The sequence below is a fragment of the Acinetobacter sp. 5862 genome (assembly GCF_024494585.1).
In the GTDB taxonomy this organism is placed as follows: Bacteria; Pseudomonadota; Gammaproteobacteria; order Pseudomonadales; family Moraxellaceae; genus Acinetobacter.
In genome coordinates, this window is the sequence record NZ_JANHGP010000018.1 from 59,386 (window position 1) to 79,199 (window position 19,814).

Sequence of the window (19,814 nt, forward strand, 5' to 3'; positions counted from 1 at the left end):
TACAGATCAAGTTAAATGAATAATAACTGAACAGTAAAGAGTATGCAAATTTTTCTACAAATTATTCCTAAAATGTTTCTATTTTTAATAACCACTATATATAGTGGTAGTTCTTTGAATTTTGATACCATATATTGTATTTTATTGTTTTGCAATCTTAAGAAGATAAATTGAAATGGCTCTACTTGATTTAGTGGTTTTGAGAGTTATACGATTAGACAATTAAATTTGTAGTACGGTTGGTTTGAGAAAGGGGAATATCCTGTTCTAACTATCTTTATTCATATTTCTTAGTAAAGTATCATACTTAAGAGATTGAAAAATATAATATTCAGTTGAAAACGATATCGATTGTTATCTTAGGTATCTAACATATCCCATTCGTCACCTAATACCCAACGTAGAGCTGACAATTTACCGTTAATCATACCCCATTCAAAGTCATTCCAAGGGCCAACATCTTCATATGTCTCTTTAACTTGTTTGGCAGATTTGATTGCACCTTCAAGAATATCTTCGTGAATAAAATGATTACCATAGTGTTTCGTACCTTTAGGAACAATTTCTATCTCACCTTCATTTATTTTCCAGATTAGATTTTGATGACGGTTATACCAAATTTTATCCACTAGCTCGTCTAATACATCGAGAATTTCTCTTAAACCCCGAGTTTCTTCTGTAAAGTCATATTCAAACTCTATTTCAGCTAAGTAATTATTATCAATCTGGTTGATTGCGGATGCTAAGTTGTTAAAATAACAAGTATTACCATTGAAAATATTTTCAAAATCAGTATGAGGCTTTCGATGGTCTTTGGCAGAAAAGTCGTTATGATTATGTGTTATGAAAAAACAACTATCTGCCGTATTGACACCTAATGAAAATTCATAAAATTGCTCAATAATTACAGCATCAGCTACTGAGTTTTTACTGATATGGAATGGAGCTTTTTTATCTAAGCCTCGTTGAATGGCTGCAATCTTTGAGCGCTCGCTAATACTTATTTTTTCCGCTGATTCAATTAGTCTCTCAACTCTGTTAATGGTTGCATAGTTAGCATCAGTCAAAAGAGGAAGTCTTGCATTTATATCGTTTAGTACTTCAATGGTTTGAGCTTTATTTTTTTTTGCAAACTCACTTACAACTGCTTTGACTTGTTTAAATTCTTGAGATAATCGTTTTGCTGTTTTGTTTGCGACCTCTTCTTTGTTTCTTTCATATTCTTGAGCTACTAAGTCAATTACGACTAACTTTGCTACTTTAGTACGAACAAGTTCTTCCAATGCAGAAACTAGTGGTAATTCTTGTTTCTTAGTAGAAATATCTAAAAAAACACACGTATCAAGAAATATATAAAACATACTGCCTCATTGATTATTAAAAAGTTAAATTTATTGACCCTCATTAATGTGCTTATAGGTAATTCTATAAATACATCTAAAGTAACATTTTCTATAGAGGCAATATATATTGATTTATTTTGCGTTCTAAGCGTTCAATTTCTATCTTGCACTTTTGGTAATAAGAATCGTTAGGGATATTACTCTTAGCGATATTTAATGATATGGTTGCGTGCTCTATATCTCCATCTGCTAAATAAGCATATATTTTTTGTAACTCACATAGGTGCATAGATTTCCCGAGTTTATGAGCTAAATCTAAGCACGTTATAGATTCTTTGGTTTTATTTTTAATTCTGGCTAATATTTTACCTTTAGTAAATTGGAGTTCTGAGTGATTAGGATCAATGTTAGTAGCTTTATTGATTTTTTCTAATGCTGGTAGAAAATCTTTATATATAAATAGAGTGTTTGAATACTTCTCTAATAACCAAATATTTGTTGGATCCTCATCTATCGCTAATTCATAGTATGAAATTGCTTGTTCTTTATTACCCTCATTAAAGAATTTTCTAGCTGCCCGTGCAAACCTACTTAAATAAGCTTTTTGATCATTATCTGATATTTCTACTTCAATATGTTTTAAAAACTCTATATATCTTTTTTGGATTGTTTCTAGATCTTTTTGAAGAGGATGTGTTTGATCATTAAAATTTACAGTTCTATCTTTACAAAATTTCATAAAATCATTGTTGAAAGTAATCTGAAGTTGGCCATCAATACTACTAAGTTGACAAATCCCTTTACTACCTTCTAATGTGCTCTGAGCTAAAGAAAAAGTTAAATTAGCTTTATCAGAAGCTAATTGCATAAAATATTGATCATGATCAGGACCAAAATAGGTTAAGAGAAGTAAAAAGTGCTTTTCTTTTTCATTAAATCTTTCCCAAACATCAGAAAACAAGAACATCCCTAAGTCTTTTTCCTGTAATCTTTTCACTTTATCTAATGCGCTATTAAGTGAGCTTTGTAGTTCATTTGCAAATTGAATGAAAACATTCAAAATCAATGGTTTATTATTGAGTTCTCGAGTGATTTTTTTTAAAGTAGGTATGCCAGCCTTTTTTATTGCATCAATATTTAATATATCTCCTCTTTTTTGAATATATTCTACACCTTCTTCATCGGACCATTTAGTTGTTTCAATTGGTCTTGCTTCAAGTCTTTCTGTACGACGAGAAGTAAGAATTACTCTTCCAGCATAACGGGAAAGTAAGTGTATTTGTTTACCTAGATTAATAATATCATCATCATTTTCAGCCATAGTTTCTGTATTATCTAAAATAATGAGATGCTCATTTTTTTTAATCTTCTCTTTTTCAAGTAAGCCTTTTAATTTTTGAATAATAGTTTCTGCATCTTTTTGATACCAACTATTGTCAAGTTTGACTTCTAATAGTTGTGCTATATGTAAAGCGACATCTGCAACGCCTAGATTGTTGTTCGTGAGTGATTCTAAACCATGTATTCCCCAACGAGTCTTTTTTGCTGTGTAAAAAGTAATAACACTGGGTTTCCATTCGACCTCAATAGAACCTTCAAGGACACGATGCATAAATTCTAAAATGAGAGTTGTCTTTCCAATGCCACCATCACCATATACAAGACATCGTTTTGAGTCTTCTGGATCATTAAACCAGTCAATAAGCTCAGTGATTTCTTTTTTTCGTCCTGTAAAGTCAGCTACTGATATAGCTCTCTCTGGTAAAAAAATTAGCGGATTCCAATCATTATATTCATATACCTCATAAGTTTTTTTTGTAGAAATATTAAAAATTTTATTTGGTACTTCATAAGATTGATCGGTAGCGTTTGTTAAGGATGTTTGAACTTTAGCAGTAACATGAATCATCCCATTATTAGTTTTTTTGATTTTTCTGTAACACGTAGGATTTCCATCAAATAATCTTAATGTTTGAATAGGAGTAGAGATATTAAAATTTTTAGGAAAAAATAAAAAATCGTCGCCTTTACTTTCTGGTAGATAAACTTTTAATTTTTCTAAAATATATTCAATAATATCGATATCTAAAAATAAATTAGTTGATGAAATACCATGACCAAAGATACTTTCATTTCGATCTTCAACATATGTATGTAAGATATTTCTTAAAGATATTTCTTTGATTTGTAGCCATTCTACTAATGCAGGTTCGTTTGAAATATCTTTATCTTCAAAGTAGAATCTAGCTAAAGAGCTGTTTTTCAATTTTGCTATCTGTGTTAGAGAGTTACTTATAAAATCAACGCATGTTCCATCGGCCGGTTGAGATAGCTCAATAAAACTAATATCAATTTTTGACATGTTTTCAGAACTTTCTTTAGCTAAAATATTTATATATTCTGCATTTGAAATACAAATATGTTGAATAAGCATTCTAAAAATACTCAGACTTACTTCAGCAATATTTTTTTGTGTTTTTAATTTACGTGCTGCTTTAATATTATTTAAAAAGATATTATACATTGCAAGATCCAAATATATAGTTAGTACTTTGATATTGTTTTAAATTATATTAAATTATTTTTTATATTCAATGATTTATTTCAAATAAAGATTACTGTAAAGATAAAAGCTGTAATTTATCGCATAGTTGTTTGGAATGTCGCATAGTTGTTTGTAAATGACAACCGCCTCCAACTAATGCAATCGCTGACGCAGTATGGTGTGGTGCACGGAAGGGGCGTTGTCCAAAAGTATGTTGAGCATTTGCAACCGAATAAATACTTGCGACTTCTAAATTTTCTTGGGCATTGAGTGGTGGCAAAATAGAAGGTAGCCGAGAAGCCAGTAATGTTTTACCTGTACCAGGTGGACCTTTGAAAAGTAAAGAATGTCCACCCGCTGCTGCTATTTCTAGTGCACGACGGGGACGTAATTGACCTTTGACATCTGCAAGATCAAATTGATACTGCGTAGTGGTTAAATTTTCATGTTTGGGTGATGCTGATAAATGAGAAGTGCCCAAAAAGTGTGCACATACATCTTGTAAATGATTGGCAGCATAAACTTCAAACTGCGGAAGTTGATTGGCTTCTTCTAGATTATTAGTAGGTACCAATAAGCGGTGTTGGGCTTGTTGGCAAGCCATCGCAATTGGCAATATTCCAGTAACAGGGCGTAAATGTCCATCTAATGCAAGTTCACCAATAAATTCAAAGCCGTCAGTACAATTTTCAGGAAGTTGTCCTGAAGCAATTAAAATTCCTAGTGCGATCGGTAAATCTAGGCGGGAGCCATCTTTAGGAAGATCTGCAGGTGCTAAATTAATCGTTAAACGTTTGGTTGGAAACAAGAAACCACTGTTGATAATTGCTGATCGAACACGATCTTTACTTTCCCTTACAGCGGCTTCTGCTAAACCTACAATGGTTAAGGAGGGGAGTCCTGAACTGATATGAACTTCAACTTCGATTTGAGGGGCATGTAAACCTAATAAACCCCTCGTGTAAATTTTTGCGAAAGACATTTTATTATTGTTCCATCATGGTGCTTTATTTTTAATCATTTTTGTTGATCTCTGCGCTAAACTGGTGCTTATTTTTGATCTTGCACCATTTTTTCTAGAGTGCTCATTTGCTGTTGTAACGCAGCGAGGCGTTGGTTTGCCAAATTTAGCGCTATTTTCTGGCGCTCCAGCTCTTGTTTAGAGACTAAATCTAATTTTTCGACGCTTTCATTGAGCAAAGCACGTAAATTTTTTTCTAAATCTTTTTTAGGTTGATCAACTTGTTCAAGAATGGCTTGTAAAAGAGTTTCAATCATGAAGCGCTCAATAGGTTATATGTATTTGTAGGCAAGTGTACCATTGCTTGTAGTAATCCCATAGCCCTGTTCAACGCATTGATGCCACCGATATCTAAATTCAGTTAAACAGGAGCAAATGAAACTTATTTTCGATTGAATATCTACATCTTGACGTCCAAATAGGTTATAAAGAAAGCTCTTGCTGATGGTTTGAAAATCCCCAACCTTCAAATATTGGCATGAAAATTGAACATAAAACCTTACTGGTGAAAATAAGCCGAAGGAAAACACACATGAAGCTTGTAACTGCAATTGTAAAACCATTCAAACTCGATGATGTGCGTGAAGCACTCTCTGATATTGGTGTTCAAGGGATTACCGTAACTGAAGTAAAAGGTTTTGGTCGTCAAAAAGGTCATACTGAACTGTATCGTGGTGCAGAGTATGTCGTTGATTTTTTACCGAAAGTAAAGATTGAAATTGCGATTAGCGATGAAATGGTCGATGCGGTTATTGAATCTATCACTCGTGTTGCAAGCACTGGGAAAATTGGTGACGGTAAAATCTTTGTCACGAATTTGGAACAAGTCATCCGTATTCGTACTGGTGAAACTGGACCAGATGCTGTCTAAATTGGCACAAAGTTTGCTGAGTTAGAATTAAGAGAAATAGCTCACAAAATAAGGTTGGGGGACACGAATGAAAAAAATGCTTATGGCGCTCAGTCTATCTGGCGCACTCTTAGGTGGTTCAGCGATGGTTTGGGCAGAAGATGCTGCATCAACACCAGTTGCTGAACAAACTGTAGCAGCGTCTGATACGGCGGCTGCATCAACTGTGACTGTCGCAGCAGAAGCTCCTGCTCCTGTAGAAGCTACTCCAGCTCCTGCACCAGTTGCAAAAGTTGATACAGGCGATACAGCTTGGATTCTCGTTTCAACAGCACTGGTTCTGTTGATGACTATCCCTGGTTTGGCTCTATTCTATGGTGGTATGGTTCGTAAGAAAAACGTACTCAGCACCATGATGTTTAGCCTTTCTGCGGCCATTCTAGTCAGCTTAATTTGGGTTATCGTTGGTTATTCGCTTGCATTCTCTGGTTCAGGCGCCTATGTCGGTGACTTTGCCAAATCAATGCTAAATGGCGTGGCATTTGATGCCTTAAGTGGAACTATTCCAGAAAGCTTGTTTGTTATTTTCCAAATGACTTTTGCGATTATCACTGTTGCAATTATTAGCGGCTCGATTGCTGATCGTATGAAATATTCAGCATTCATGGCGTTTATTGCAGTTTGGGTAATCTTGGTTTATGCACCAATTACTCACTGGGTTTGGGCTGCTGATGGTTGGTTATTCAAAGCTGGTGCTTTAGATTTTGCAGGCGGTACAGTTGTACATATCAACGCAGGTGTAGCTGGTTTAGTGGCTGCGTACATGTTGGGTAAACGTGCTGGTCTAGGTCGCGAATCAATGGCACCGCACAACCTTACTCTCACTGTGATTGGCGCAAGCTTAATTTGGGTTGGTTGGTTTGGCTTTAACGGTGGTAGTGCTTTAGGTGCTGGCGCTCGTGCAAGTATGGCAATTCTTGTAACTCAAGTTGCTGCTGCCGCTGCTGCATTCTCTTGGTTGATTGTTGAACGTCTAGTTCGTGGTAAGGCTTCAGTACTTGGTGGTGCATCAGGTGCGGTTGCTGGTTTGGTTGTAATCACTCCTGCTGCTGGTTTTGTTGGAGTGGGTGGTGCATTAATCATGGGCTTAATCGGTGGTGTAGTGTGCTTCTGGGGTATTACAGCACTTAAACGTCTCCTTAAAGCAGATGATGCATTGGATGCTTTCGGTCTACATGCAGTTGGTGGTATCGTTGGTGCGATTCTTACTGGTGTGTTCTACAGTGATGAGATCATTAAAGCTGCTAACGTTGCGCTTGCTCCAACATTTGCAGGTCAATTATGGGTGCAAGTTGAAGGTGTACTCGCAACGATGGTATATAGCGCAGTAGTGACTTTCATTATCCTTAAAGTGATTGATCTTGTGATTGGTATCCGCGTAAGTGCTGATGATGAGCGCATGGGTCTTGACCTTAGCCAACATGGTGAGCGTATCGAATAATTCATTATTCTTTGAAGTTTAAAAAACAGCCGAATAAGGCTGTTTTTTTATGCCTTTCGTGTGCTAGTTCAGCAATTGCAGAAACTTTGCTACACTTAAGCAAAGTGAGTAAATAATCGCACCATTATGCATTGTCCATTTTGTAACGCTGCTGATAGTAAAGTCATCGACTCTCGCCTTGCGGCTGAGGGTTGTCAAATCCGTCGTCGTCGAGAATGCACGATTTGTGGTGAAAGGTTTACCACCTTTGAAAGTTATGAAATGGTGATGCCACGAGTCATTAAATCTGATTCAAAAAGTGAACCATTTGATGAAGCAAAATTGCGCCGCTCATTGATGCATGCTTTACAGAAACGTCCAGTAACTCAAGAACAAATTGAAACGGTTTTAAGTGATATACAATCACAAATTCGCCGTTTAGGTGAGCGAGATGTAAAGTCTAGAACAATTGGTGAGATTGTGATGCAGGCTTTATTTGCACTGGATCATGTAGCCTATGTTCGTTTTGCCTCTGTTTATCAAGATTTCCAAGATGTTGAAGCATTTCGTCGTCAGATTGAGCAAATGCAACAACGTGAAAATGAAGCATAAGTTAGAGAAATCATGTCTGAGTTCACGCAAAATCATTTATCCCAAGATCAATATTGGATGCAGCAAGCAATTGAGTTGGCTCGACTAGGGCAATATTCAACCAAGCCGAATCCTAATGTGGGTTGCGTTATTGTCAAAGATGGGCAGCTGATTGGCGAGGGTTATCACCCTAGAGCGGGTCAACCCCACGCAGAAGTTTTTGCACTTCGCCAAGCGGGCGAACATGCTAAAGGCGCGACAGCTTATGTGACTTTGGAACCATGTGCACATTATGGTAGAACGCCGCCTTGTGCAGAAGCATTGGTTAAAGCTCAGGTGAAGAAAGTCGTGGTCGCTTGTTCAGACCCGAACCCATTAGTCGCGGGAAAAGGCGTTCAAATTTTACAAGCAGCGGGTATTGAAGTTGAAACAGGAATTTGTGTAGAAACTGCAAAAACGCTCAATTTGGGCTTTTTAAAAGCGATGTCTACGGGTTCGCCATATGTGCGTTTGAAAATTGCATCAAGTTTAGATGGACGTACTGCAATGGCTTCAGGAGAATCAAAATGGATTACTGGAGCAATCGCTAGACAAGATGTACAACATTGGCGTGCAATTTCGGGTGCTGTGATTACAGGGATTCAAACCGTTTTAGCGGATGATTGTGAGCTGAATGTACGTGCATTGGACGGTATTGAGCTAAGTACCGTGGTTCAGCCGAAGCGTATTGTATTGGATCGCCAAGGACAGTTACCACTTTCAGCGAAGATTTTGAAAAATCCTGAAACAGTGATGGTGATGACACCATTTCGTCAAGAACTTGCTGATTTAGGCGTGATACAATTGACGCCGCAATCCTTAAGTCAATTATTGCAAACTTTAACTCAACAGTATCAAATTTATGATGTTTTGGTTGAAGCAGGTGCAACTTTATCAACGGCTTTTTTACAGCAGGGTTTAGTTGATGAAATGATCAGTTATGTTGCACCGACTTTACTTGGTCAATCTGCTCGTGCAATGTTCAATGCTGAATTGAGTACAATGGCAGAACAATTGCGTTTTGATTTAGTCGATGTAACCCAACTTGGGCAAGATATTCGCCTAAGATTGCTCCCTATCCAAGAGATGATATGAATCCAGAACCATCGGTTTATCACAAGCGTCGTCATGCAGCACGTACGACTGACGAATATCTTTTTCATCAGCTAGTACCTTATTTAGGCAATAAGCGTCGACTGCTTCATCTCATTTTGGAAGCACTTGAGATTACGGGCACACTGAATAGTAAGAAAAAGAATCCACCGATTTTTGCTGATTTCTTTGCAGGGAGTGGCGTGGTCTCACGTTTAGCGCGTCAAAACGGCTATCGTGTCATTGCAAATGACTGGGAACCGTATAGCCATGCATTGAACAACGCGATTTTAGCCTGTGTTGATGCACCCGCATTTAAAGAATTAGGTGGCTATCAAAAAGCGATCGACTATTTGAATCGATTGCCGGAAGTCAAAGGCTGGGTGACACATAATCTTTGTCCACGTAATGATGATGTGTATGATCCTGCTCGTGATCGTTTGTTTTTCAAACGCCGTAATGGGATGCGTATTGATGCAATTCGTCAACAGATCGCAACTTGGCAGGCACAAGGTGCAATCAATGATGTGGAAATGAGTGCTCTATTGGCACCACTTTTATATGCGGCAAGTTTTGTCAGTAATACCAGTGGTGTATTTAAGAGCTTTCATCAGGGTTGGGGTGGTCGAACTCAAACTGCTCTAGAACGGATCGAGTCATTAATATGGCTTACACCGAGCCGTTTCTGTGAGATTGGTGATCCCAAACGACCTGCGGCTGAAATGTGGTGTGTCGATGCACAACATTTAGCCAACCAAATGAGTGGTTTCGAAGTTGATGTTGCCTATCTTGATCCACCTTATAATCAGCATGCCTACAGTAGTAATTACCATGTTCTCAATGCCCTGACTTTATGGGATCAAGTGGATTTACCATCACCTGATACCAAAGGCTTTAAGAGTGGAATTGATCGAGCATGGCGTAAAGAACGCCCAAGCCCTTATAACTCGTCTAAGTATGCGAAAGAGGCTTATGAAAAGTTATTGGAAACGATTAATGCACGCTATATTTTGACTAGTTATTCGACTGATGGAAATATTGAGCCTAAAGATTTGCTGACTGCTAATTTAAAGCGCGGCAAAGTGACTTTGCTAACCCAAGATGTACCGCGTTATCGAGTGAGTAAACAGCGTCAATCAGAACGTGCACGTGTGCTTGAGTTTATTGTGATTACGGATACCCATGCGAAGTCTGGCCCGCCATTACGACAACTTTTAGGGCAGTTATATCATTTTGCTGAGTTAGGTGGTGTTGATACGACAGGCAATAGTACTCAGCTTGCACTTTGGTAAATTCAAGTAGACACCATTTTTGGATAATGTGGTGTCTATTTTCTATTTTTTTCACTTTCTTGCTAATACATATAATTTTATAAAATAAATGATTGTTTTTACATGAATTATCATTGAATTTAAATAAGTTTTTCTGAATAACTATTTACCTTTAAATTAATTAAAAACAATTGCTTATATACTTTTGTTGCGTGGCTTAATCTTTTTTATTTACAAAAAATATTTTACTATTTGGTTGAAAAACTACCAGAAGAATATTGCTCATTTTCGAAAATGAATATATTTTGCCGAGCTTTATTTCAGGTCATGCCTATACGCAGCACTGACCAAGAGAGGTTGTGATGAGTCGCTCGGAACCCAGCTTGTTGGGGCAATGTATAGCTGAATTTTTTGCTACCGCAGTTTTTTTATCTTTTGGTATTGGTGTCGTGGCTGCGCTTAAACTTGCAGGAGCAAGTCTAGGGTTATGGGAAATCAGCCTTGTATGGGGCTTGGCTGTAGCATTGGCTGTTTATCTATCTGCAGGTATTTCTGGAGCTCATCTCAATCCTGCCGTTACGATCGCATTAGCACTGTTTGCTGGTTTTGATAAACGTAAAGTTCCTTTCTATATTATTGCTCAAGTTTCTGGTGCTGCTTTAGGCGCACTATTGGTCTATGGTTTGTATAGCAACCTATTTATGGATTATGAGCAAACACACCATATGGTACGGGGGAGTGTAGAGAGTTTGGAGTTGGCTGGAATTTTCTCAACCTATCCACATCATTTATTGTCTATTGGACAGGCATTTATGGTGGAAATGTTTATCACTATGTTATTACTTTGGCTCATCATGGCGATTGGGGATGATCATAATGGTTTGCCACGTGGTGCTTTAGCACCAATTTTGGTGGGTTTATTAGTTGCTGTCATTGGCGCTTCTTTTGGTCCATTAACAGGCTTTGCTATGAATCCTGCACGCGATTTTGGTCCAAAAGTTGTGGCCTATTTTTCAGGCTGGGGTTCAATTGCTTTTACTGGCGGTCGTGATATTCCTTACTTTATTGTGCCTATCTTTGCACCGATTGTTGGCGCTTGCTTAGGGGTATTAGGTTATAAATTATTTTTTAGCCATTTCTTGTTAAATAATACGGTTGAGCTTAAACAGACAGCCAATAAACGTGTCTCTGAAATGCAATAATTTAAGGTTAAAAATGATAAAAGGTGATCAATAGGTCACCTTTTTTATTGCAAGTATTTGAACTTGGAGTCCCTTGTTATCTCTAAGGCTTTGCTTTATGGTATTCGATTCACTATGGCATATATTGCATAAGATTAGGTTAGAACTCCCATGTTTACAGGCATTATTGAAAGTTTAGGTAAGGTTGAGAGCTTACAAAGTGTAGGCGGTGATGTACGTCTACGTATTCAAACTGATTTGGATATGTCTGATGTGCATTTAGGTGATTCAATTGCGACGAATGGAATTTGTCTCACAGTGATCGAGTGGGGAAGCAATTGGTATGCTGCAGATGTGTCTCGTGAAAGCTTAAATCGAACGACTTTAGGTCAATGGAAAGTAGGTCAATCAGTCAATGTCGAAAAAGCCATGTTGCCAACAACACGTTTTGGTGGACATATTGTGAGTGGGCATGTTGATGGTCTTGGAGAAATTACAGTCGTTCGACAAGACGCACGTTCATTATATTTTGAAGTGACAGCGCCTGTTGAGTTGGCAAAATATCTAGCAGAAAAAGGTTCTGTAACTGTCGATGGGATTAGTCTGACCATTAACCATTTGCGTGGCAATATTCTAAGCTTGAATTTAATTCCACATACGGCTGAGCGTACTAATATTGGTACATGGCAAGTCGGTACGAAAGTTAATTTAGAAGTCGATGTACTCGCACGCTATATCGAACGTTTATTGTTAGGTGATAAAGCCGCTGAGCAAAAAACTGAATCGAATATCAGTATGGCATTTTTGGCTGAGAATGGATTTTTAAGATAATTACCCGATTTAAGTCTTATTCTAATTTGACATTACCATCTAACTTAAAGGGGGTAATGTCAGAATGGTTGTGGGACTTAGATGAATTGTTGCGAAGTAGGAATGAAGGTTATACAATCCTATAAGTTACTTATTTGTGATTAATTAATGAAATTAGAACAATATTTTAAATATTTTTGCCTTTTATTCGCGAGCATAATTTTAATCAATATTTTACATGAAATACTCAATCAACCATTTGAATGGCTATGGTTACTTGAACAAATAGGATTATTTTTTAGCTGTGTTTCGATGGGTGTATTGATGACCTATGAACAACTGAGTGCAAAGGTCACTTTAAGAAACTTTATAACTTCTGAACAAAAAATATATCTATCACCTGTAGGCATTTTTGCTCATACTTTAGGTCAAATTGGAGTATTTTTGTTGATTTCGGGTTGGTTGATAAAAGTTGTTCAATATTTCATGAGCTAAACAACTGGGTTCAGCTTCGAATTCAGATATATAAGTCTATGGCTGAGAATTCAACGAGTTTGGTTTATTATTTCTCGTCTGAGAATTCGCTATTTCTCAGGATGTAATCAATTTCATCTTGTGCGAGCGCATGTAATTTGGCACGGAATACCGTCACTGCTTGTTCTATCAAGCTTTCCGCTTCTAGCTCCAAACGAACACGCACACTTTCAAGCTCAGATAGGATTTGATGGTCATCAATCTGAACACGTTGCCCTTGAGCATAATCAATACTTGGTTGTTCAGGATTTGGTTGATAACGTTCAGTGTGTTGTGCAATTTCTTGATCAATGTGTTGTCGAAGGGCAACAAGATTTTCCGTTTGTTGTTCGAACTGATTTAACTCATCTGCTTGCAGTTGCGCTGCATAAGCAGCTTGGGCAGCACGTTTTTCTGCCAGAGCTTTTTCCAAAGCCAATTGTCTGCGAACGCGTGCTTGTTCAATTAACTCAGCCTTTAAATGTGCATAAGCTTGATCAATACGTTGTTGAGAGCGTAGCTGAGCTTTTTCTTCGAGTTGTATCCATGTTTGGATTTGTGTTTGTGGTAACAGTAGATCACAGATACGAGCTAAATCTTCCTGATAGGTCTGACGTACAGTTTCAGGTGTATTTAACCAACGTTTTTTAAAATCTTGACCTACATTTAATGCCACACGACACTCCTTATACGATGCTATGGTTTACAGACTTATAATTTAAATGTGCGTGGCTCAATGCCTAAACGACGATACATCTTAAATTTCTCTCGCCCGATCTGTTTTGCAGTTTCATTATTTTCAATAATTTCGATAATGTGGCGAAAATCTTGAGTTTGTTCAAGTGCATGATTGTTAAAATTAAATACAATCCAATCATTCGATGGCGGTAATTCAGCTGAAATACACACTGGACTATTCAACTGATCAATTCCATGAGCAATAAAGCTACTTGAATCAAAACTCCATAGCTTGTTATCCAACTCATTTTGTAAATTTGAATCAACACAATACCACCAAATCTGTGGGTGCTGATTCAGAATTTTTCGACATAAACGGCAAGCACTTTCAACTTGCCGCTCAACGCTGTTTTCAAACAAATAAAAACTAACTTGTGCCATAGATTAGTTATTCGTTTCAACACGATTCGCTAAAAACTGCATCAGTAATGGTACTGGGCGTCCAGTTGCACCTTTAGCTGCACCAGATAACCATGCTGTACCAGCCACATCAAGATGTGCCCAGCGGTAATCACGAGTGAAACGCTCAAGGAAACATGCTGCGGTTATTGCACCACCATAAGGACCACCAATATTGGCAATATCGGCAAACGGTGAATCAAGGAGTTCTTGATATTCTTCCATCACAGGCATACGCCATACACGGTCGAGTGATTGTTCGCCAGCAAGTTGTAATTCTTGTACAAGTTCATCATCTGGAGAGAAAAGCCCACTGACGACTTTGCCCAGCGCAACAACACATGCACCTGTAAGTGTCGCAATATCAATGACAAGCGCAGGATTAAAACGTTTGATATAAGTAAGGGTGTCACATAGAACCAGACGACCTTCTGCATCCGTATTCAAAATTTCAACAGTCTGACCACTCATGGTCGTCACAATATCTCCAGGGCGTGTTGCATGACCTGAAGGCATATTTTCTGCTGCTGCGATCGCACCGATAACATGAATTGGGAGTTGAGCTTCGCAAAGTGCTTGCATAGTACCTAATACAGAGGCAGCACCACACATATCGAATTTCATTTCATCCATACCTAAGCCTGGCTTCAATGAAATACCGCCTGTATCAAAAGTAACGCCTTTACCGACAAGTACGATAGGTGCTTGATCAGCTTTCGCGTGATATTCGAGTGTAATAATTCTGCCTGGTCGATCAGAGCCTTTGCTTACAGCAAGAAAAGCATTCATCCCTAAATCAGCCATTTGCTGTTCATTCAGGATAGTGACTGTTAATAGGTCAGGGTATTGTGCTGCAAGTGCAATCGCCTGATCTGCAAGGTATTCAGGGAAGCAAATATTTCCTGGGCGATTGCCTAAATCTCGAGCGTAATTTTGTCCAGATTGAACTGCTTGGACGAGCTTTAATTGAGCATCATCAAGTACAGTTTCATTTGCAACTAGATTAATGGTTTCTAAGATGAACTCATTTTTTTTAGATTTAAACTCATCATAGGCATAGGCTGCTTGAGTTAAACCTAAGGCAAATAGGTAATGTAAATCAGTTGGTAATGCGCTGAGATCTACAGTGATTTGTCTAAATTTATTTTGTGATGATTTGATAATCGTTTGTGCGAGTTTTGCTAATTTTGTCGCTTTCAATTCAGCACTTTTGCCTAAACCGAGTAAATGTGCATTGGCTTGCACAGCGATATTGGTAATCAGGGCAATATTTTCATTAAAACTAGCTTTGAATTGTGTGGCATTCAGAACATCTTCTAGATGATTGATTTGATAACTATTTAAGTTCTGTTGTAATTGTTCTGAATCAACCAAAATCCACAAAGATTCACTAGACGACTGTGTTGGGAATGCGGTATGAAGGGTAAATTTCATTGTTTGTATAGAACCTAAGCAGCGAAAAAGAAAGATAAGTCCATTAAACACTTTCAGATATGAGGTTGCAATCCGCAACAAGCGATAGGTTTTATATTTTTAACATTCGGGTAAACTAGCACTACCCCTCGATTGGTCTATTTTTGGAAGCATTACTTTGATTATTCGGCGTTATCTCGTCAAACAAGTGGTCTCCACCTCTTTGGTTGTGACTGCTTTGCTCACTTTAATTATTATGGGTGGGCAGTTAATCAAGATTTTTGGGCGAGCTGCACAGGGGCGTTTAGACGCTAGTGTGTTGCTGAGTATAATTGCTTATCGTTTGCCAGAGTTTCTAACTTTAATTTTGCCATTGGGTTTCTTCATTGGACTCATGCTGGTTTTTGGTCGTCTATATGTTGACCATGAAATGGCGGTTTTAAATGGTAGTGGTGTTAGCCGTAATCAATTGGCCAAACTTTTATTGCCGATGACATTTGTTTTTTTGATCGTCCAAGCAATATTAATGTTTTGGGGTTCATCATCTGGAATTCGTGCTTACGAAAGCTTGATGCAAACACAAGCAGTGCGAGCAGGTTTTGATTTGGTCCGACCTAAAGAATTTATTTCTTCAGGTCCTTATACCATTTACGCAGGTTCACTTTCTGAAGATCGAAAAAATTTAAAAGATATTTTTTATTATCAGAAAGCTGATCGTGAAGATAAACCAGATGTCATGATTTTAGCCAAAGAAGCGACACGTGTCGAAATGGCAAATGATACAGCGAATGTCGTTGATTTGGTTCAAGGTCGCCGTTACGAAATTTATCCGAATCAGCCGCGCTATACCCAAGCAGAATTTCAATCTTATCGCTTACGTTTAGAGAATGATAAAGACGTTAAGTTTGAAAGCGATGATGTTGAAGCTTTATCGATGTCTAAGCTATGGGAAAGACGTGATGACCCTGTTATTCGCAGCGAGCTTGGTTGGCGTATCTTTGGTCCATTTGTGATTATTGTTGGATTGATGCTTGCGGTTGCGTTATCTGAAGTAAGTCCACGTCAAGGTCGATATTATCGTCTTATTCCATCTATATTTATTTTTGCTAGCCTTATTGTATTAATGATCGCAATTCAGACACGAATTAGTAAAGGTGAATTAGACATCTGGGCTTATCCTGTCGCATTAATGATTTATGCCATTGCGGCGGCAATTTTTGCACGGAAACAAAAGTTAGCACCAAAACTTAAGAAAAGTATTCAGCGAGTGGGGTTGTAATGTTAGCACGTCGAATAGTCGCCAAACATGTGACAAAAACTACAGTCCTTGCAATGCTGGGCACAACGCTCGTGTTATCTTTTTTACAAATATTATTCACTTACTTAGGTGAATTAGGCTCGCTGAAACCCACTTATAATGCATGGCAAGCTTTCCTATATGTGATATGGGGTGCACCGAATTATTTATATGAAATTTTACCTGTGGCAGCACTGATAGGTTCTGTCTTAGGCTTAGGCGCACTCGCATCGAATAGTGAACTGATCGTCATGCGTTCGGTTGGTATCAGTTTGTGGCGTATAGTGGGTTGGGTAATGCGCTCAGCTTTACTTTTAATTGTATTGTCTTTTGTATTGAGTGAATGGGTGATTCCTTATACCAATGAAAAAGCACAAAGTATAAAAAGCCAACGTAGTGTTGCTGCACTGGGTGAGGTAAAAGGTTATTGGTCACGTGAGGGGCAGCGTTTTATCTATATCGATTATGCGAATTCCCAAGGTCAATTACGTAATATTCAAGCGATTGATTTTGATCAGAACTATCGATTGCAGTCCTTTGTCATTGCAGAGCAAGGGCAGTTTGTCAAAGATGGGCAATGGACTTTAAAAGAATCACATCAGGTTGATTTACTTGCTCAAGGGAATGCGATTAAAACGGATCACGAGCAACAAGCATTAGGATTGGCTTTACAACCTAAATATGTACATATGGTGACTTTGGACCCAGATGATTTATCTCCAAGTCAATTGGTTAGTTTTATGCAGTATTTATCAGAATATAGCCAAGTTCCAAAGACCTATGAGTTAGCCTTTTGGAAAAAAGTCACGTCTCCATTTGCACTGATTACGTTGGTTCTTATTGCCTGCTCATTTATTTTTGGTCCATTGCGTCAGCAGTCGATGGGTTTTCGCTTGGTTATCGCACTTTTCACTGGGTTAGGGTTCTTTTATTTACAAGACTTTTTAGGTTATGCAAGCTTAGTTTATGCACCGTCACCTGCTTGGTTCGTATTATTACCAGTGGTATTGATGTTCATAATGGGTAGCTATTTATTATATCGAGCAAGGTAGAAAATTAGATTTCTATGCACATTAAAATTATATCTGGTGGGCAAACTGGAGTTGATAGAATTGCTTTAGATGCCGCATTAGATTTTAGGAGTACCGTGTGGTGGTTGGTGTCCCGAGGATCGAATGGCAGAAGATGGAAGAATTCCAGACAAGTATCCTTTAATTATTTTAGCAGAGAGTGGCTATCGAAAGCGGACTAAGCAGAATGTTCGAGATAGTGATGCAACAGTCATTATCTATTTCGATTATATTTATCCCAAAGGTGGTACAGAGCTTACCTTATTAGAATGTATCAAGCAGTCCAAAGCATATTTGCTGATTGATGGAAATGAGGTTTCGATTGAGCGAGCAGCAGAGCGGATCTATCTATTTATTTTGTCATCAGAATAATATTACCGCTTTAAATGTCGCAGGTTCCAAAGGGGCAAGTTTGCCTCAGGCACATAGTTATACCCAACACGTCATCACGCAGATGCTCAATAAAATAATGAATCAAGATCAGCCCCAAACTTGAATATAAAGATGACTCCCGATGCTTTTGATTGATGAAAGCCATCAGTAACGCCATAGAGAATTACAGTAAATTTGGGTAAAATACGCCGATCAAATGATAGACAAACAGAGAGTCCATTATGACGGATGCAAATGCTGGCAAAATTCCTCACGTTCTTGTAATTATGGATGGTGTAGGACATCGTGAAGCAGTTGAGGATAATGCATATTTAGCAGCAAAAACACCAAATCTGACTGCGATGAAAGCAAAGCATCCAAATAGTTTGATTTCAGGTTCTGGTGAAGATGTAGGCCTACCTGATGGACAAATGGGTAACTCTGAAGTGGGTCATATGAACTTAGGTGCAGGTCGTGTTTTATATCAGGACTTTACACGGATTACTAAAGATATTCGAACAGGTGCTTTTTTTGAGCATGAAGTGTTAGTTGATGCGGTTGAAAAAGCCAAAGCAGCAAATGGCGCCGTTCATGTCATGGGGTTATTGTCACAAGGTGGAGTGCATTCGCATGAAGATCATATTGTGGCGATGTGTGAGCTGGCATTAAAACGTGGCGCAACAGTATATCTACACGCTTTCCTTGATGGTCGTGATACCCCTCCACGTAGCGCAAAGCCTTCATTAGAAAAATTCGATGCTTTATTTGCTCAGTATCCAAATCAAGGTCGTATCGTTTCGATGATTGGTCGTTATTTTGCAATGGATCGTGATAACCGCTGGAATCGTGTTGAACTCGCTTATCGTTTAATGACAGAAGGCGAGGCAGTCCGTGTTGTAAACTCAGCTGTAGAAGGTTTAGAGCAAGCCTATGCAGCAGAAGAAAATGATGAGTTTGTTCAAGCAACACGTATTGGTGAAATTGCCAAAATCCAAGATGGCGATAGTGTGGTTTTCATGAACTTCCGTGCTGATCGTGCGCGTGAAATCACCCGTGCCTTTGTTGAGAAAGATTTTACTGGGTTTACGCGTAAAGTCGCTCCAAGTTTATCTAAATTTGTGATGCTAACACGCTATCAGGCAAGTATTGATGCACCAGTTGCATACATGCCAGAAGAGCTTAAAAATTCCATCGGTGAATATTTATCTGGTTTGGGCAAAACCCAATTGCGTATTGCTGAAACAGAGAAATATGCGCATGTGACATTCTTTTTCAGCGGTGGTCGTGAAGATGAATATCTAGGAGAGAAACGTATTTTGATTCCTTCTCCGAATGTCGCAACCTATGATCTAAAACCAGAAATGAGTGCTTATGAAGTCACTGATGAGTTAGTAAATGCTATTAATTCGGGTGAGTTTGACCTTCTGGTTGTCAATTATGCCAATGGTGACATGGTCGGACATACTGGTGTATTTGATGCAGCAGTGAAAGCGGTTGAAACTGTTGATACGTGTTTAGGTCGTGTCTATGAAGCAGTAATGGCAAACAAAGGTCATATGTTAATTACAGCGGATCATGGTAATGTAGAGCAAATGCAAGACTACGACAGTGGACAAGTTCATACACAACATACCACTGAATTGGTGCCATTTATTTATGTGGGCCCAACTCAAGCAACGATTGCAGAGGGTGGTGTATTGGCTGATGTTGCACCAACATTGCTTCATTTGATGAATATTCCAGTACCTTCCGACATGCAAGGCAAGAATTTAATTACTTTAAAATAAGG

At 38.3% G+C, this 19,814-nt stretch carries 19 protein-coding genes and 1 pseudogene; 13 read left to right on the forward strand and 7 right to left on the reverse strand.

Features of this window, described 5'->3' with window-relative positions; genetic code table 11:
* Positions 1-359: 359 nt before the first annotated feature.
* The 4 genes and pseudogenes from NO346_RS02805 to NO346_RS02820 form a co-directional block, all read right to left on the reverse strand.
* Entirely contained in the window at positions 360-1,361 is a 1,002-nt protein-coding gene (locus tag NO346_RS02805; protein ID WP_000499370.1) for a PIN domain-containing protein, read from the reverse strand.
* 91 nt (positions 1,362-1,452) lie between these two features.
* The gene (locus NO346_RS02810; protein WP_000282330.1) at positions 1,453-3,867 is read right to left on the reverse strand and encodes a tetratricopeptide repeat protein; all 2,415 of its coding nucleotides are present in this window, start codon (positions 3,865-3,867) and stop codon (positions 1,453-1,455) included.
* A gap of 157 nt (positions 3,868-4,024) precedes the next feature.
* Positions 4,025-4,870 (reverse strand): annotated as a pseudogene (locus NO346_RS02815) (YifB family Mg chelatase-like AAA ATPase); the annotation flags it as partial.
* Between the two features lie 68 nt (positions 4,871-4,938).
* Complete coding sequence (locus NO346_RS02820) at positions 4,939-5,166, reverse strand: accessory factor UbiK family protein (protein WP_087536529.1); 228 nt, start codon at positions 5,164-5,166, stop codon at positions 4,939-4,941.
* A 275-nt stretch (positions 5,167-5,441) separates the two neighbouring features.
* On the opposite strand from NO346_RS02820, the gene glnK reads away from it, so the two are divergent.
* From glnK to NO346_RS02860, 8 genes are all read left to right on the forward strand, one after another.
* On the forward strand, positions 5,442-5,780 hold the full coding sequence (glnK, locus tag NO346_RS02825; RefSeq protein WP_000780326.1) for a P-II family nitrogen regulator: 339 nt from the start codon (positions 5,442-5,444) through the stop codon (positions 5,778-5,780).
* 67 nt (positions 5,781-5,847) lie between these two features.
* Complete coding sequence (locus tag NO346_RS02830; RefSeq protein ID WP_249570661.1) at positions 5,848-7,260, forward strand: ammonium transporter; 1,413 nt, start codon at positions 5,848-5,850, stop codon at positions 7,258-7,260.
* Between the two features lie 126 nt (positions 7,261-7,386).
* Positions 7,387-7,851 (forward strand): transcriptional regulator NrdR, encoded by a 465-nt coding sequence (gene nrdR / locus NO346_RS02835; protein WP_004659444.1) that lies wholly within the window; start codon positions 7,387-7,389, stop codon positions 7,849-7,851.
* Between the two features lie 12 nt (positions 7,852-7,863).
* The gene (gene ribD, locus NO346_RS02840) at positions 7,864-8,964 is read left to right on the forward strand and encodes a bifunctional diaminohydroxyphosphoribosylaminopyrimidine deaminase/5-amino-6-(5-phosphoribosylamino)uracil reductase RibD (RefSeq protein WP_256414164.1); all 1,101 of its coding nucleotides are present in this window, start codon (positions 7,864-7,866) and stop codon (positions 8,962-8,964) included.
* Positions 8,961-10,253: a DNA adenine methylase gene (locus tag NO346_RS02845; RefSeq protein WP_256414167.1), complete on the forward strand. Its 1,293-nt coding sequence runs from the start codon at positions 8,961-8,963 to the stop codon at positions 10,251-10,253. Before ribD ends, NO346_RS02845 begins: the two co-directional genes overlap by 4 nt.
* 341 nt (positions 10,254-10,594) lie before the next feature.
* Positions 10,595-11,434, forward strand: coding sequence for an MIP/aquaporin family protein (locus NO346_RS02850; RefSeq protein ID WP_256414168.1), 840 nt, complete (start codon positions 10,595-10,597; stop codon positions 11,432-11,434).
* Between the two features lie 150 nt (positions 11,435-11,584).
* On the forward strand, positions 11,585-12,244 hold the full coding sequence (locus NO346_RS02855; RefSeq protein ID WP_256414169.1) for a riboflavin synthase: 660 nt from the start codon (positions 11,585-11,587) through the stop codon (positions 12,242-12,244).
* Positions 12,245-12,391: 147 nt separating this feature from the next.
* Positions 12,392-12,718, forward strand: a complete 327-nt coding sequence (locus NO346_RS02860) for a hypothetical protein (protein WP_256414170.1) — start codon at positions 12,392-12,394, stop codon at positions 12,716-12,718.
* Between the two features lie 67 nt (positions 12,719-12,785).
* Here NO346_RS02860 and NO346_RS02865 read toward each other — a convergent pair whose 3' ends face one another.
* The 3 genes from NO346_RS02865 to NO346_RS02875 are packed head-to-tail and all read right to left on the reverse strand — an operon-like array spanning position 12,786 to position 15,307.
* Complete coding sequence (locus NO346_RS02865; RefSeq protein ID WP_256414171.1) at positions 12,786-13,412, reverse strand: hypothetical protein; 627 nt, start codon at positions 13,410-13,412, stop codon at positions 12,786-12,788.
* 35 nt (positions 13,413-13,447) lie between these two features.
* Positions 13,448-13,855, reverse strand: a complete 408-nt coding sequence (locus NO346_RS02870) for a DNA polymerase III subunit chi (protein WP_046738933.1) — start codon at positions 13,853-13,855, stop codon at positions 13,448-13,450.
* Positions 13,856-13,858: 3 nt separating this feature from the next.
* The gene (locus NO346_RS02875; RefSeq protein ID WP_256414172.1) at positions 13,859-15,307 is read right to left on the reverse strand and encodes a leucyl aminopeptidase; all 1,449 of its coding nucleotides are present in this window, start codon (positions 15,305-15,307) and stop codon (positions 13,859-13,861) included.
* Between the two features lie 157 nt (positions 15,308-15,464).
* On the opposite strand from NO346_RS02875, the gene lptF reads away from it, so the two are divergent.
* The 5 genes from lptF to gpmI all read left to right on the forward strand — a co-directional run bounded on the left by lptF (position 15,465) and on the right by gpmI (position 19,812).
* A complete protein-coding gene (gene lptF, locus NO346_RS02880) occupies positions 15,465-16,565 on the forward strand; it encodes an LPS export ABC transporter permease LptF (protein ID WP_004659434.1) in 1,101 nt (366 codons plus the stop codon).
* Positions 16,565-17,635, forward strand: a complete 1,071-nt coding sequence (lptG, locus tag NO346_RS02885; protein WP_256414173.1) for an LPS export ABC transporter permease LptG — start codon at positions 16,565-16,567, stop codon at positions 17,633-17,635. The genes lptF and lptG overlap by 1 nt, the downstream gene beginning before the upstream one ends.
* Before the next feature lie 14 nt (positions 17,636-17,649).
* Positions 17,650-17,835, forward strand: a complete 186-nt coding sequence (locus NO346_RS02890) for a putative molybdenum carrier protein (RefSeq protein WP_256414174.1) — start codon at positions 17,650-17,652, stop codon at positions 17,833-17,835.
* Positions 17,759-18,025, forward strand: coding sequence for a putative molybdenum carrier protein (locus tag NO346_RS02895; RefSeq protein ID WP_256414175.1), 267 nt, complete (start codon positions 17,759-17,761; stop codon positions 18,023-18,025). Before NO346_RS02890 ends, NO346_RS02895 begins: the two co-directional genes overlap by 77 nt.
* Positions 18,026-18,267: 242 nt before the next feature.
* Positions 18,268-19,812 (forward strand): 2,3-bisphosphoglycerate-independent phosphoglycerate mutase, encoded by a 1,545-nt coding sequence (gpmI, locus tag NO346_RS02900; RefSeq protein ID WP_256414176.1) that lies wholly within the window; start codon positions 18,268-18,270, stop codon positions 19,810-19,812.
* Positions 19,813-19,814: the final 2 nt, after the last annotated feature.